Genomic DNA, 14864 nt, shown 5'->3' on the forward strand with positions numbered 1-14864 from the left:
TTTCGCGCGGAACGGCGTCACCGTTTGCGGGGCTTCTTCCAGCGAACGCTGAATTTGACGGCTGGCTGGCGGCGGCGATTGACGACGGGGCGATTGCTGCGCCGGCGGCGCCGGTCCCAGCGGGCCTGGTCGGATAGGAAATGGGTCGTCATCCAGTAACCGGCAAGCACCACCAGCACGACTCCGAGCAGGGCAAGCATCAGCGTGCCAAATCGCATGCCGCGTTTTAACGCGTTGGCAAACTCGTTGTAAAGCCCGGGGGAGTGTCGGATGTCCAACTTCTTGCCGCCGCCCGTCGGGCTGGCCTCGGCGCAGTTGACGCCGGACTTGGCGTTTGCCAAGCTGCGCTTATTCCAGAAGCGCAGTTCGCCAAAAAAATTTATGGCCGACTTCAAATTCTCCTGCCCCCATTGTCAGCAACACATTCAGGCGGATGAGGGCTACGCCGGCATGCAAATCAACTGTCCCGCCTGTCACGGCAGTTTGACGGTGCCGGCTCCCGCTACCGGGCCGGCCACCGCCGCGCCACCGGTGCGGTTGACCATTCGCGGTTCCACGGCCGCTCCCGCTGCCGCCGAAGCGCCACCACCACTGCATCAGCCGCCGTCCGCCGGCACCAACGCCTGTCCGTCCTGCGGTAATGCCCTGGCGCGCGGGGCGGTGCTCTGCACCAAATGCGGCTACAATTTGGTGACCCGCCAACGCACGGTGGCCGGGCGTCCGGCCGCGCCGGGCAAGCCTCAGGTCCGTTCCGGCGAAGCGCCGTGGTATGCCACGCCGTGGCCGTATCTCGGGTTGGTGGTGGTTTTGCTCGGCGTGTTCTATGCGCTGGGCCGGCAGAATCCAGCCATGATGCTTGGGTTTGTCGCCGTGACGGTGCTGTATGTGCTCACCGTGCACATCATGGTGTTGGTGGCCGCGTTCCGCGAGAGCGTGGGGACGGGCTTCCTTGCCCTGTGCATTCCGATTTACGCGATCTACTTCGTCTTCAAGATCAGCGAGAACGACACCTTGAAGGTGCTCTATGGATTTGCCGTGGTGCTGAACATTGGATTGCGGTTTATTGGCAAATTTGCCGGATGACATGACGCATGCCGGTCCAGTTCAACGGACGCCCTCCGCGGAGTGGCGGGGATTCCAGCGCGCGCAACCCGCGTCGGTGTTCTGGCTGGGGAAACACTGTGTCGTGGCCGCGTGGCTTGGGTTGACGTTGGCGGTGCTCTCGCCGCCGCACGGTTCGGGCGTGGCCCTGTGCTGGGTGGAAACGGCCACGGGCGTCCCGTGTCCCGGCTGCGGCCTGACGCGGAGCCTGAGTTGCGGCGTCCGGGGCCTGTTTGCGGCGAGCTGGCACTATCACCCCATGGGCCTGCTCATCCTCGGATTGTTTCTGTTCACCGCCGCGCAAAGCCTGCTGCCCGCCGTCGTGCGCCGACGGCTGGCAGGGTTTGTCGAGGCGCGGGCGCGCCTCTTCAACACGCTTTATCTCGCGTTCGTGGCGGTGTTCGTTGGCTTTGGTGTCGCGCGGGCGCTGGTGCACCTCGGCGCGGCCTGGCTGCGGGCCTGACATGGCCCGGCAACGCGCCGTCAGTTGGTGCGCTTGGCGGTGTTGGCGCCTTCACCGACGGACCAGACGACTTCCTGGGCCTTGCCTCCCGAGACGGATTTGAACTCCAACTGCACGTCGGTGGTCTTGGCGAAGAACTTCGTGGTCGATTCGGCGAACAGCACGAACTTCACGCCGCCGACGGTGGCGACGAGCTGGTCGCCGTCGCGCGCCACTTCCACGCCGCCGTATTTGCCGGTGTATTGGTCGAGCGCGTCCGTCGCGAGCGTGAATTCCTTTTTGCCGGGCTTGCCCAGTTCACGCACCCAGATGTTGCGGTAACGAACCGGGTTGCCGTGGTCCTGGAGGCAGAGGGGCTGCTTTTCCGGGTGCGGCGAGTAGGGCGCCCGCTCAAGCCAGCTGGTCGGGCCGGTCAGTTCCACGTTGTTTTGCACCAGCACGCCGTTTTGAAACACCGTCAGGCGCGTCGGCGAAAGCAGCTTGCCGGCGGCGTCAAAGCGCGGCGCGGTGTAGAGGATGTCGTAGGCCTGCCATTCGCCGGGCGGCCGGCAGACATTCACGAGCGGCGGATACTGGCCGTAAACCGAACCAGCCGAGCCGTCGGCGTAGGTCTTGTTGCCGTAGGAATCGAGCACCTGCACCTCGTAACGATCGCGGCCCAGGAACACGCCGCTGTTGCCGCGGCCCTGGCCCTCGCCGTGCGCGGGAGACGGCGTCGCCCATTCCACATGGAGCTGGCAGTCGCCGAAATTTTGCAGCGTGCGAATGAAGCCGCTGCCGCGCACGCATTCCATGTAACCGTCGCGGACGATCCATTTCGTCGGCTTGCCGTCCATGTCGCACCACTGTGAGAGGTCCTTGCCATCGAACAGCACCACGGCATCGGATGGCGGCTGGCCTGCCTTGTCGGGCGTGCTCGCCGTGCCCGGGTTGACCACCGGCGGCAAGGGCCGGTCGCGATCATGATCCAGCCAGTTGGGATCGGGCGCGGCGCCGGCCGTGAAGTGGAAACCCAGCAGCGCGCCGAGCACGGACAAAGGACAGCAGCGCCGGAGCGCCAACGACAAGAGGTGGTTCTTCATAATTTGGTGCGGCATTGATAGCGCAGGGAAGGGGACAGCCCAAGGGATTTTATGCCGGTCTGCGCCGGCTGGTTCACGAGGCTCCGCCGGTTCACGCGCGTCCGTAGTGTTCGACCAGCGCGCGCAGCCGGGCGTTGAAGCCCCCGGCGGCGCGCAGTGTTTCGGTGGTCAGATGCATCCGGTAGCGCCAGTAATGCCGCGGATTGGCGGGCACATTGATGCGCTCGGCGTGCGGATCCTCACGGCGCAACGATTCGTCCATGCCCAGCAAGTCCTGCAATTGAAAAATGCTCCACATGGCCGGCGATGCGAGATGCTGGCGGATGATGGCCTCGTTCAATTCGCCGGAACAATCTGCCGGCGCGGCGCCCGCCCGTCCGAGTTCCTCATTGAAGAAACGTTGCGTCAGTTGCGCATCCTCGGCCCACCAGCCGCGCAGGGTGCTCATGTCGTGCGTCGAGGGCGTGACCACGCTGAGGTAGGGCGCCTCCGCGGGACGCGCGAAGGCCCGGTCCGGAGTTTTGGGCATGCGCTGGATTTCGAGGCTGAGGAGGCCGAGTTCCTTCATCACGCCGGGCACGCAGCCGGGCACGAGCCCGAGGTCTTCGCCGCAGATGAGCATGTTGGTGGCGCGCTTCAACCCTGGCAGCTTCTGCATGGCCTGCGTCCGCCAGAACCCATCCTGCCGGCGGAAAAAGTAATCCACATACAGCTCGCGCAACCGCGCCTGCGTGCCGGCATCCAGGGCGCGGAACGAGGCGGTCTTCTCCATGTGAAACCGAAAATGAAACTGCCGTCCGCCGTCGCCGTCCGCCGCGAACAGCAGCACGTTGCTGATGAGTTCGAAGAGGCCGAGTTTGAGGCGTTGATCGTCCTGGGTTGGGGCCGCGGCGAATTCCGTAGTGGGACAGGCATCCTGCCTGTCCGGTGACTCATCCAATTCATCCGCCGCACTGGACCGGCAGGATGCCTGTCCCACTGCCCGGTTCGCGGGAGGCACGGAGGCGCGTTCGCTGAAATGCTCCTCCACCTGCCGCTGCGTGGCGAATTCCGGGCGCAACGCGAATTGCCCGGGCGCCACCGGCTGGAGGAACGTGGCTTTGACCGCCTCCGCCCCGGCACCGAACATTTCCCGCAGCACGGCGTCGGTGATGAACGGTGCGAGATAACGGGCGCGATCGAAGGGAATCCCGCGGGCCGCGAATTCGGCGAGGTCCACGGGAATCGCCGGCACGAAATGCCCCATGATGCCTTCCACGGCGTGCGCGGGAATGCTCCAGATGCGAAAGAAGCCGAGGATGTGGTCGATGCGGAACGCGTCGAAGTAGTGGCCCATCTGGGCGAACCGCTGGCGCCACCACGCAAACCCATCCTCCATCATGCGCGGCCAGTTGTAGGTGGGGAAACTCCAGTTCTGACCTTTTTCTGCGAACGGATCGGGCGGCGCGCCCGCCTGGACGCTGAGATCGTAAAGTTCCGGCGCCTGCCAGGTATCCGCCCCGTAACGCGAGACGCCAATCGCAATGTCGCCCTTCAGAATCACGCCGCGCGCGTGGGCATGCTCGGCGGCCTCCTGCAACTGCCGGTGCAGGTGAAACTGGATGAAGTAATGCAACGCCACGGCGTCGAAGTCCGGCGCACTTTCGTCCGCGAGCGCGGCAATCTCCGCGGGCGTGCAACGCTGGTGTGCCGGCCATTGCCGCGGATCGGCCGAACCGTATTTGTCGCGCAGACAACAGAACACGGCGTAAGGCGTCAGCCAGGGCTGGTTTTCGGCGAAGAATTTTCGATACGCCGCGCTTTGAAACGTTTTGGCGCGTTGCGCGGTGCAGGCCCTTTTCAGGAACGCCAGCTTGGCCTGCATGACGGCGACGTAATCCAGCTCGGGCAGGGCGTTGAGCCGCTGGCGCTCCGGTTCGAGCTCGCGCAACCAGGTTTTGGCCCGGCCCGTGGCCAGCGCCGCGAGGTTCAGGTAAAGCGGATGCAGTGCGAAGGCCGAAATCGCCGAATACGGATACGAATCCGTCCACGCATGCGTGGCGGTCGTGTCGTTGACCGGCAGGACCTGGATCAGTTTCAGGCCGGTCTGGGCGCACCAGTCGGCGAGCGGTTTGAGATCTGCGAATTCGCCCACGCCAAAACTGCTTTCGCTGCGCAGGCTGAACACCGGGATGGCGACGCCAGCGCCCTTCCAGTCTGGGGCGGGCAGCCGCGCGAAGCCGTCATTCACGACCACCCGGCGCCGCGGCGCGGCAGGCTCTTCGAGTCGGCGGTTTTCGCCCGTTTCGTAAGCCAGCAGAAACCGCCGTTCCAGATCGAACACGCCGTATTTGTATTCGAGCGGCAACGCATCGCCCGCGAGGGCGAGGGTCGCCGTCAAAAAGTCCTCGCCGGGCATCCGGTTGAGCAGAACGGGATTCGTGGTTTCCCAACGGCCGAGCGCGGCGGCACTGCCGAGCAGGCACAACGTCTGGCCGCGCGCCAGCAGCGGGGCCTTCACCTTGAAGGTATGCGTGCCGTTGGCCGGCGCGGGCGTCTGGAACGGGGTTTGCCGCTCGCGCAAAAGCACGGCCTTGAACGGTTCGGTGTAGAAGGCGTTTTCGACGAAGCCAGCGGCGTTCCAGGCATCCACCACCAACACGTCGCCCTGTGCGCACAGTTCCCGCGTGAGCCGGCGATCCGTGCCCCAGTCGCTGACGATGGAACCGTCGGCTTCCCGGAGGAGGTAATGATAGGCCAGACCGTCGGCGGGCAGGGCCTCGGGAGTGGGGATTTCGAGGGAACCGACCCAGCTTTCCGCGTCGTGATACTGCAACGGCAGGGCGTGGTCCGGGTGGTCGTTGCCGAGCCAGGGATGCGGACCGGTGAGGTGCAGGGATTGCCCGAATTCGGTGTGGAACCGCAGCTTGAAACTCACCTTCATGCGCCAAGGTTTGCAACAACCGGCGGGCGATTGCCAATGGAAACAACCGGCGCCGGTTCAGACGACCGCAATGGCCGCCCATGCCGACTGGATGCGAAAACAGGAGGGAATTCCAAGATGGTGCGCACGGCAGGACTTGAACCTGCACGATGTTACTCACTAGAACCTGAATCTAGCGCGTCTGCCAATTCCGCCACGTGCGCAGCGCGAGTTGCCCGAGTTTGATACGCCGGGGCGGGCGCGGGAGCAAGCCCAAATGCGCGCTTAGCGGCGTTCCAGTTTTTCGATGGCCCGGCGCAGGTTGCGTTCAATGGCCTCCCAGCGCTCCCCGGCCGCAATCTTTTTGCCGTCGGCTTCCCGCACGTAAAAGCTGTCAATGGCCGCCCCCTTTTCGGTGCTGATCCGCGCCGAGGAGATGTTGAGCTTCAATTCGGCCATCGCCTGGGAAATGCCGTGCAGCAGGCCGATGGTGTCCTCGGTTTCGATGTCGATCAGCGAGCGTTCGGCCGACGCCTCGTTGTCGAGGGTGATCTGGGTGACGATGGGTTCGCCGCTGTAATCCTGGTAAAGCGTCCGGGCCCGGCGCTGTTTGGCAATCAGCGCGGTGAGGTCGAAATCCGCCGTGGTGAGCACGCGGCCCAGCAGGTCGTCAAATTCCTCGGTTTGTTCCGGGTCGGCGAGGGAGCCGGTGCGGCCGTCAGTGACGGAAAACACGTCGAGCACGATGCCGTCCTTGCGGGTGAACACCTGTGCGCGGAGGATGTTCAAGCCCGTGGCGCTCAGGGCGCCGGCAATGTGGCTGAACAGCCCGGCGCGGTCCCACGTGCAGATCCGCACGTCACTGTAACCGCGGTCGCGTTGATGCTGCCAGCGGGTCGCCGGCGCCAGCGCGTGCCCGTCTTCACCCACCTGCTGCTGCATGAAGCGGTGGACGAGTTCGATGTCCTCGACAATCTGGTCCGCGTTGTTGTGCACGAGGAAATAGCGGGGCGGCATGGCGGCAAAATGGGCCTCCGCCTCGTCCGCTTCGAGGCTCGCCGGGAGTTCCTGGCAGACTTCGCGCATGAGGGACTCGCGCTGCTTTTCCTCGGCGCGGAGGAATTCCGTGCCGCCCGTCAACAGCTTCATCGCCTTGCGGTGCAGAATCCACAGGAGCGAATCCTTGAAGCCGTTCCACAATTTGTCGCTCGTCGCCACCGAATCCACGAAGGTCAGCAGGGTGAGGAGCTTCAGGTTTTCAGGCGTTTGCAACTGGCGGGCGAAGGTCGCCACCACGTCCGGATCGTCCAGGTCGCGGCGTTGCGAGGTGATGGCCATGAGCAGGTGATGGGCGATCACGTTCTGCAACGTGTCAATGGCGCCCTCCTCCAGGTGTAGCCGGCGGGCCACGCGCTGGGCGAGTTTGCCGCCGACTTCGGCGTGTTTGCCATGGCCGCCCGCCTTGCCGACGTCGTGCAGCAGCAGGGCGAGGTAGAGCAGGTAGGGATGTTCGAGTTCCTGCAACAGGCTGGTGTATTCCGCGTAGGGGGCGGTCTTGCCCTCCCACACCCGGTCAAGCTGTTCAAGGCACATCAGGGTGTGTTCGTCGGCGGCGTATTGGTGATAGAACTCGTGCTGCACGAGGCAGGTGAGCTTGCCAAATTCGGGAATGTATTTGCCGAGCAAGCCCGTCTCATGCATGGCCCGCAGCACGCGCGCGACGTCGCCACGCTGGTTGAGGATGGCGAGGAAACTCTCATGCACATGGGCATCGGCGAGGAACGCCCGGTCCACGAGCGGCAGTTGATTCCGGATCAACTGCACGAGGTCGGGATGCAACTGGAGGCCGCGTTGTTGGGCGTGCAGAAACACGCGCATCAGGCGCCGGGGGGAATCGCGGAACACCCGCGGCGAGGCGGCGTGAATCTCGCCGTTGATGAACTTGAAACCGTCCACTGGTTCGACGGCAACGGGCTTCTGCCGCGGCAGGAGCTTGCGCAGGGAGAACCGGGACAATTGGGGCGGCAGGATGGCCATGCGTTGTTCCAGCGTGCGCGTGATCAAAAACACGTTGCGGGTGTGCGTGTAGAAATCGCGCATGAAACGCTCGATGCGGCGGCTGGCCGAGCGTTCGTGGTAGCCCAGCCCGTGCGCGATGGCCGGCTGCAGGTTCTTCGTCAGCACATCCGTGAGGCGTGGCACCTCGTAGTGCATCTCCGTGCGCACGCGGAGCAGAAAATCGTAGGCAGCCTCGAGTTGTTTGCGTTCCGTGGCGCTGATGAATTCCCGCGCCTGCAGGTCCGCGAGCGAGCGGGTGCCGTGCTTGAAGAAGGCCATCCACAGCAGGTTCTGGTAATCCCGCAGGCCGCCGCAGCCGTTCTTCACGTTCGGCTCCAGCATGAACGCCGAATTGCCAAACTTGGTCCGCCGGGCGGATTGATCCTCCATGCGGGCGGCGATGTATTCATCGGCGTGGCCCTTGACGCATTTGGCCACGATGGTCTGCTGAAATTTCTCGAACAACCCCTGGTCACCGGCGATCAGCCGGGACTCGATCACGGAGGTTTTCGACTGCATGTCGCTGTTGGCCACCTTGACGCATTCCTCCAGCGAACGGACCGAATGCCCGATCTTGAAGCCCAGATCCCACAGCGGATACAGGATGCCGTCCAGCATGCGGGCCAGATAGGGATGCGGCTTGCCCGCGCCGACCACCTGGCCGTTGTGCAGGAACATGAAATCAATGTCGCTGTGCGGATTCAACTCGCCGCGGCCGTAGCCGCCCAGGGCGATCAGCGCGATTTTGGGAAACTCCTTCTGCGCCTGCGGGGACAGGCTCTGCTTGGCCGTGTCCCAGAAATGCCGCAACAGCACGTCAAGGATGTGGGCACGTGCGGCGCAGACTTCGCGGCCGCCGGCGCCGGCGCGGTGCAGCATCTTGAGGCGGTGCGTTTCGACCTTGAGGAAGGCCTTGTAACGCGCGAGTTCCTGGGACGGCTGGCGTCCGGCGGGCAGGACCAGCCGGGTGGCGGCGCTGGTCTCGATTTTCTGGAGCAAGGTCTGCATGTCCGGCGCACACTTTGGGGCATACCGGCTTGAACGCAAGCGCGGCGCAACCTTGTTCGCCTGCTGGTGTTTCCTTAACTTGGCCGCCGTAATGCCCGCCCGTTCCGATCCTGATGCCGCGCTGATGCTCCGCGTTCAACGCGGCGACCGCGACGCATTCACGGAACTCGTGCGCAAATACGAGCAGCCCATCTATAACTTCATCCTGCGCACCCTGCGGGACGAAACCGAGGCCGAGGATCTGGCGCAGGCCACGTTTGTGCAGGTCTGGAAATCCGCCCGGCGGTATCAGGCCAGCGCCAAATTCTCCACGTGGATTTACACCATCGCCCGCAACCTCTGCCTGAATGAAATCCGCCGCCGCGCGCGGCACCCGGCCGAATCGCTCGACGGTTCGGCCCACACCGGCGCCGAGGACATCGCGCCGCAAATTGAGGACCGGGCGGCGCCCCAGCCGCCCGGGGCCTTGCTGCATGGCGAACTCGAGGCGAAACTCGCCGAGGCCCTCGGGGATTTGCCCGAGAACCAGCGCACAGCCATCCTGCTGTGTCAGCGGGATGAGTTGAGCTACGAGGAGATTGCCCGCGTGCTGGGCTGCTCGCTGGCGGCCACGAAATCACTGATTTTCCGCGGCCGCGAAACGTTGAAGCAGCGGTTGAAGGCCTACTTGAAAACCGGAGAATGGACATCATGAGCCGGATCCAATCGATTCCCTTTCAACGACGCAACTTTTCACCGGGACCGGTGATTAACCCCCTGTCGAGCCATGAAACTTGACCCGCTTGAACAACTGCGTGAGCAGGCCTGGCGACGGCCTTTGACGCCGGCGGAACAGGCCCAGCTCGAAGCCTGGTTCGCGGCCCATCCCGGGGCGCGGGCCGATTGGGAAGCGGATGCCGCCCTGAGCGCGGCGCTCGCCCGGCTGCCCGAAGCGGCGGCGCCTTCCAATCTCACGGCGCGGGTGCTGGCGGCCCTTGAGCGGGGCGATTTGGCCACGGTCGGTGCGCGGGGAAAATTTTGGTTGGGTTGGGTTGGTTGGGTCCCGCGCACCGCCGTGGCCGCTGCCGTCGTGGCGGCGGGGTTGTTCGCTGGTGTGGCGGTGCACCGGCATCAACAGCAGGTCGCGCGGGTCGAGGCCATGCGCCAACTCGCGGCGGCGGCGGAAGTCACGCCCGTGCCCAGCCCGGAAGTGTTGCAGGATTTGGAGGTCATCCGCCGCATCAATCTCACCCCGGCGGCGGACGTTCAACTGCTCGCGCTGGGACCGGAACTGCAGGCGCTCGCCAAATAATGCATTACGGAAACCCCAGTGTGCGGCGTTGGACGGGGCTGGTGGCTCTGGCGCTTTGCCTGACGGCCACGGTCACGCCGGCGGCATCCACAAATGCCCCAACAAATGCCTCAGCGTCCACAACGACCCCGCCCGTCACGCTGGCGCCTTCTCCGGTGCAAGTGTTCCGTGAACTGCTGCTCAAGACGCCCGAAGAACGCGAGGAGTTGCTGTCCTTGCGCCCGCCCGGCATGCGCGAACCCTTGGAGGCCAAGATCAAGGAATACCTTGCGTTGTCTCCGGAAGAACGGGAGCTGCGTTTGCAGGCCACCGAACTCCGGCATTATTTGCTGCAACTGATGCCGGTCCCCGCGACCAACCGCCCACCCTTGCTCGCGCAAATCCCCGAGCCGATGCGGGCGGTTGTGACGTCCCGCTTGGAGACGTGGAATTTGTTTCCGCCGGCCATGCAGGATGAAATGCTCGAAAACGAGCAGATGGTGCGCTACTTCACCCAGTTGCGCGGGGCGGACGCCACGCAACGCGAGGCCATTCTGGCCGGCCTGTCGCCGGCGCAGCAGGCCCGGGTCAAATCCGAGCTGGCACGCTGGCAATCGCTGTCGGACAAGGACCGGTCCGCCATTTTCACGCAGCTCAATCAGTTTTTTGACCTGAACCCGTCCGAACGCGAAACCGCGCTGCGCAAGTTGTCCGACCCCGAACGGGAAGCCATGGAGCAAACGCTGACGGCGTTTGGCCACCTGACGCCGCAGCAACGCGCGGTCTGCATTGCCGCGTTCGAGAAGTTTGCGAACATGACGCTCCCCGAACGGCAGCTCTTTTTGAAACAGGCCGACGCCTGGCAGCGCATGACGCCGTCGGAGCGCGAGCGCTGGCGGGAACTGGTGACGCGGGTGCCGGACTGGCCGCCGTTGCCGCCGGGCATGCTGCCCTTGCCGGCCGCGGCCCAACTGCATCCCGTGCCCGCCTCGGGTGGCTCGACGAACCCGTAACGTCCGTCCGTCCGGGAGAGGTTCAAGCAAACCGGCACTTCGCTTCGACGGCGCGCGCCAGCCGGCGCAGGTATTCCGCGCGGCGGATTTCTCCGGCGCCCAGCGCGGCGGTGGCCGGGGTGACCATTTGCACATCGAACAGCAGGAAGCCCCGTTCGCGCAGGCGTTCCACAAGGTGGGCGAGCGCAATCTTCGAGGCGTTGTCGGCGCGATGGAACATGGATTCACCTGCGAACAGACCGCCCACGTGCACGCCGTAAACGCCGCCGACGAGTTCCGCGCCCAGCCAGCATTCGACGCTGTGCGCGTGACCGCGCTCGTGCAGCGCCACGTAGGCGGCGATGAACTCGGGCGTAATCCACGACTGGCCACGGCGGGGTGTGGGCGTGGCGCAGCCGGCCATCACTTCCCGGAAGGCCCGGTTCACGGTGATTTTGTAAGGGCACTGGCGGATGATTTGCGCGAGCCGGCGCGGGACATGGAATCCGTCCAGCTCGATGATGCCTCGCGGATCGGGCGACCACCACGTGACCGGCCGCGCGGTCCACGGAAAAATCCCGCTGCGGTAGGCGAGCAACAACCGGTCCGCCGACAAATCGCCGCCGAAAGCCACCATCCCTTCGGCATCCGCCAGGCGCGGATTGGGGAATTGCATCCGGTGATCGAGCAGGACGGGTGACATGGGCGGGTGCGGACGAAGCGGGCGGCGTCAAATGGGCGAGCGGCCTTCCAGGCCGTGCAGGATGAACATTTCAAACATGCCGCTGATTTCCATCGCTGCCCAGATCCGGTTCAGCTGCGGATCGACGTCGCCGGGTTCCTGCCGGTCCTCGGGCGAACCGAGCAGCAGCCAGCTGCCCACGCGGATGTCGTTCAATACCTGCAACAGCCATTCGGAGTCTTCCCGCCGCACGGTGAGGGTGTAGCCGGCTTTGGTGCGGCGGAACCGCTTTTCGCCGGCCAGCCACGTTTTCACCCGTGCTTTGTGGTGGGCGCGCTGCTCAGCCAGCGCCTCATCAAGCAGCCGCCGGGCTTCCGCGGCGGGTTCGGCCGGGAGGGAGCGGCTCAGCGGTTGATGGGCCGCGGGCACCAGTGGATAGAGATCCAATATCTGGACCAGCACGTCCCGCTCGGTGGTGTTGAGGCTGAACACAATGGCCTCGTCGGTGGCGCGCAGCAGTTTCATGCGTCGCGCTCCAGTGTGGCGTGCAACGTGTATTTTTGCAGTTGGTGGACGTAAAACTCGGCCTTTTCCAGCCCCTCGCGGGCGAGCACGCTGCGGCCTTCTTGATGCACCTGCAGCATGTGAAATTCGGCTTTTTGCCGGGGCCAGCCGAAGACTTTTTGGAAGACGTGCGTCACATAATCCATGAAGTTGACCGGGTCGTTCCAACACACGACAAGATAGCCGGGCTCCAGGTCCGTTTGGGACTGGGCGTCCGGCTCGAGGTCGGGCATGACGACAGGTGTGGCCGTGTCGGGCATGGCCAAAAAATACTTTTACGGGCCAAACTTGTCGAGCGGGCGGCGCAATCGGGGCTGGCCGCGGGCCATCGCCGCGCGGACAATGAACGGTTCTTGCTGCGGCCGGTCGAAAGGGTGTTATCTTGCGGCAAATTAAAACGACATGAAGCAAACAAAACGAATCTGGATCGGGCTGGTGTGGCTGTGCGGCTGGCTCGTGGTGGCATTGCACGCCGAAACCAATGCGCCCGTCGCGCTGACGGAATTGAAGCCCGGTCCGGATGATGGCCGCATTGCGTTCGTCTGCGCGCGGCTGCTGGAGCAGGGGCATTACTCCCGCCACCCCTTCGACGACGAATACTCGGGCCGGATGCTGGACTACTACCTCAACACGCTCGATCCGCAGCACATGCATTTTCTCCAGACGGACATCGACAAGTTCGAGCCCTACCGCAAGCGCCTGGATGACCTGATCCTGCGCCGCGGGGACACGTGGCCAGCCTACGAAATTTTCACCGTGTTCCGCCAGCGGCTCGCCGAACGGACCGAGTTCGCCGAAAGCCTCCTCCAGACCAATCATTTTGACTTCACCCGGGATGACCGCGTGTTGATCAACCGCAAGGACCAGCCCTGGCCAAAGGACATGGACGAAGCCCACCATCTGTGGCGCGAGCGGCTGCGCTTCGAGTTTTTGCAGGAGAAACTCGCGCGCACGGACGCCGCCAAGAAGAAAACCACCGCCAAAAAGTCCGGCGCCACGAACGACGCCCCGGCGGAGGTGAAGTCCCCGAAAACAATGGATGAGGAAATCGCCGAGGTGCTTTCCAAGCGTTACCATCGCAACCTGCACATTTTCGAGGAAATGGACCACGACGACGTGTTCGAGCTTTACCTGAATTCGCTGGCCCGCATCTACGACCCGCACTCCGATTACTTCGGCAAATCCCAGCTCCAGCAGTTCCAGATCAGCATGAACCTCGCGCTGTTCGGCATCGGCGCACAACTGCGGATGGACGATGACGGCTACTGCACCATCGAACGCCTCATGCCCGGCGGCCCGGCCCTCAAGAGCAAACAGATCGAAGAAAAGGAACGCATTGTCGCCGTGGCCCAAAGCAATGCCGTGCCGGTGGACGTCGTGGGCATGAACCTGAACAAGACCGTGCAGCTCATTCGCGGCGCGAAGGGCACCGAAGTGCGGCTCACGCTGGAAAAGCCCGACTCCCCCGAGCGGCACATCGTGTCGTTGATCCGGGACGAAATCCCGCTCGAAGACCAGCAGGCCAAGGCGAAGATCATCGATCTGCCCGGCGACGGCGGCGTGACCAACCGCATCGGCGTCATTGATCTGCCGTCGTTTTATGCGCCCATCGATTCGCCCACGGACAAGAACAAGGCAGAGCCGCACTACACCAGTGTGGACGTGGCACTGCTGATCAAGAAGATGAAGGAGCAGAACGTCGGCGGCATCATTCTTGACCTGCGCCGCAATGGCGGTGGTTCCCTGGAAGAGGCCATCAAGCTCACCGGCCTGTTCATCAAGGAAGGGCCGGTGGTCCAGGTGCGCGGGCCGGAGGGCGATCCGATTGTGGATTCGGACACGGACCCGGCGATGTTGTGGGACGGGCCGTTGGCGGTGCTGACCAGCCGGTTCAGCGCGTCCGCCTCCGAAATTGTGGCCGCTGCGTTGCAGGATTACGGGCGCGCCTTAATTGTTGGCGATTCCTCAACGCACGGCAAAGGCACCGTGCAAAGCTTGAACCAGTTGCGGGCCTACTTGCGCATGGCGGATCTGGACACCACCACTGAACCAGGCGCACTCAAGTTCACCATCCGCAAGTTTTACCGGGCCAGCGGCGCGTCCACCCAGTTCAAGGGCGTGACGCCGGACATTGTGCTGCCCTCCGTGCTCAACTACGCCAAGGACGTGGGCGAGGCGTCGCTCGAATACCCGCTGCCGTGGGACACCATTGCCAGCGCCAAGTATCAGAAACTCGACCGCGTGGCGCCCTATTTGCCGGAACTGCACAAGCTCTCCGACGGCCGCATTGCCAGGTCGAAGGACTTTGAATACATCCGGCAGGACATCGCCCAGTATCTCAAGCGGCAGGATGACAAGACCATTTCCCTCAATGAAAAAGTGCGGCTGAAGGAAAAGGCCGAGGACGATGCGCGCCAGAAGGCCCGTGACGAAGAACGCCGCAATCGCAAAGGCCTCAAGCCTGTCATTTATGACATCAGCCTGAAGCAGGCGGAACTGGCCGGATTGCCGGCGCCGGAAGCGAGCACCAATTCACTCGCCGGGGCAACCACCACGGCGGCCATGCTCACCGCCCACACCAGTGCCGGTGTCGACGTGGACGCGGAGGATGCGGCCGGCGCGGACAAGGCGCCGGTTGTGGATCCCACGCTCGACGAAACGGAGTCCATTCTCGTGGACTACCTGCACCTGCTGGACAAGGTGATCACGGCGAAGAAGTAATTCCAACCATCGCGCCGCCGG

13 protein-coding genes and 1 tRNA gene are annotated in these 14864 nt (G+C 64.1%); 6 read left to right on the forward strand and 8 right to left on the reverse strand.

The annotated features are described in order from the left end of the window. Window positions 1–17 precede the first annotated feature (17 nt). Window positions 18–341, reverse strand: coding sequence for a hypothetical protein (locus tag VFV96_02715; GenBank protein HEU5069306.1), 324 nt, complete (start codon window positions 339–341; stop codon window positions 18–20). Window positions 342–381: 40 nt separating this feature from the next. Here VFV96_02715 and VFV96_02720 point away from each other — a divergent pair, with 40 nt between their 5' ends. Together VFV96_02720 and VFV96_02725 are read left to right on the forward strand one after the other, a co-directional pair. Beyond that, entirely contained in the window at window positions 382–1083 is a 702-nt protein-coding gene (locus tag VFV96_02720; protein HEU5069307.1) for a hypothetical protein, read from the forward strand. Between the two features lies 1 nt (window position 1084). Beyond that, window positions 1085–1564 (forward strand): DUF2752 domain-containing protein, encoded by a 480-nt coding sequence (locus VFV96_02725; GenBank protein HEU5069308.1) that lies wholly within the window; start codon window positions 1085–1087, stop codon window positions 1562–1564. A gap of 20 nt (window positions 1565–1584) precedes the next feature. Here the strand turns inward: VFV96_02725 and VFV96_02730 are convergent, their stop codons facing one another. The 4 genes from VFV96_02730 to glnD form a co-directional block, all read right to left on the reverse strand. Continuing rightward, window positions 1585–2646 (reverse strand): family 16 glycoside hydrolase, encoded by a 1062-nt coding sequence (locus VFV96_02730; protein HEU5069309.1) that lies wholly within the window; start codon window positions 2644–2646, stop codon window positions 1585–1587. Between the two features lie 91 nt (window positions 2647–2737). Next, complete coding sequence (locus tag VFV96_02735; protein HEU5069310.1) at window positions 2738–5569, reverse strand: 4-alpha-glucanotransferase; 2832 nt, start codon at window positions 5567–5569, stop codon at window positions 2738–2740. A 118-nt stretch (window positions 5570–5687) separates the two neighbouring features. Continuing rightward, window positions 5688–5772 (reverse strand) — tRNA-Leu (locus VFV96_02740). A gap of 61 nt (window positions 5773–5833) precedes the next feature. Next, window positions 5834–8614 carry a [protein-PII] uridylyltransferase gene (gene glnD, locus VFV96_02745; protein ID HEU5069311.1) on the reverse strand — a complete coding sequence of 927 codons (2781 nt, stop codon included), beginning with the start codon at window positions 8612–8614 and terminating at the stop codon, window positions 5834–5836. Window positions 8615–8705: 91 nt separating this feature from the next. Here glnD and VFV96_02750 point away from each other — a divergent pair, with 91 nt between their 5' ends. From VFV96_02750 to VFV96_02760, 3 genes are all read left to right on the forward strand, one after another. Continuing rightward, on the forward strand, window positions 8706–9308 hold the full coding sequence (locus tag VFV96_02750) for a sigma-70 family RNA polymerase sigma factor (GenBank protein HEU5069312.1): 603 nt from the start codon (window positions 8706–8708) through the stop codon (window positions 9306–9308). Between the two features lie 72 nt (window positions 9309–9380). Next, a complete protein-coding gene (locus VFV96_02755) occupies window positions 9381–9905 on the forward strand; it encodes a hypothetical protein (protein ID HEU5069313.1) in 525 nt (174 codons plus the stop codon). Further along, complete coding sequence (locus tag VFV96_02760; GenBank protein HEU5069314.1) at window positions 9905–10897, forward strand: DUF3106 domain-containing protein; 993 nt, start codon at window positions 9905–9907, stop codon at window positions 10895–10897. Before VFV96_02755 ends, VFV96_02760 begins: the two co-directional genes overlap by 1 nt. A 22-nt stretch (window positions 10898–10919) precedes the next feature. On the opposite strand, the gene aat is transcribed toward VFV96_02760, so the two are convergent. The 3 genes from aat to VFV96_02775 are packed head-to-tail and all read right to left on the reverse strand — an operon-like array spanning window position 10920 to window position 12382. Then, window positions 10920–11579 carry a leucyl/phenylalanyl-tRNA--protein transferase gene (gene aat / locus VFV96_02765; GenBank protein ID HEU5069315.1) on the reverse strand — a complete coding sequence of 220 codons (660 nt, stop codon included), beginning with the start codon at window positions 11577–11579 and terminating at the stop codon, window positions 10920–10922. Between the two features lie 27 nt (window positions 11580–11606). Continuing rightward, window positions 11607–12083, reverse strand: coding sequence for a hypothetical protein (locus tag VFV96_02770; protein ID HEU5069316.1), 477 nt, complete (start codon window positions 12081–12083; stop codon window positions 11607–11609). Further along, the gene (locus VFV96_02775; GenBank protein ID HEU5069317.1) at window positions 12080–12382 is read right to left on the reverse strand and encodes an ATP-dependent Clp protease adaptor ClpS; all 303 of its coding nucleotides are present in this window, start codon (window positions 12380–12382) and stop codon (window positions 12080–12082) included. The genes VFV96_02770 and VFV96_02775 overlap by 4 nt, the downstream gene beginning before the upstream one ends. A 142-nt stretch (window positions 12383–12524) precedes the next feature. On the opposite strand from VFV96_02775, the gene VFV96_02780 reads away from it, so the two are divergent. Beyond that, a complete protein-coding gene (locus VFV96_02780; GenBank protein HEU5069318.1) occupies window positions 12525–14843 on the forward strand; it encodes a carboxy terminal-processing peptidase in 2319 nt (772 codons plus the stop codon). Window positions 14844–14864: the final 21 nt, after the last annotated feature.

This window comes from Verrucomicrobiia bacterium, from assembly GCA_035765895.1.
GTDB lineage: Bacteria > Verrucomicrobiota > Verrucomicrobiia > Limisphaerales > DSYF01 > DSYF01.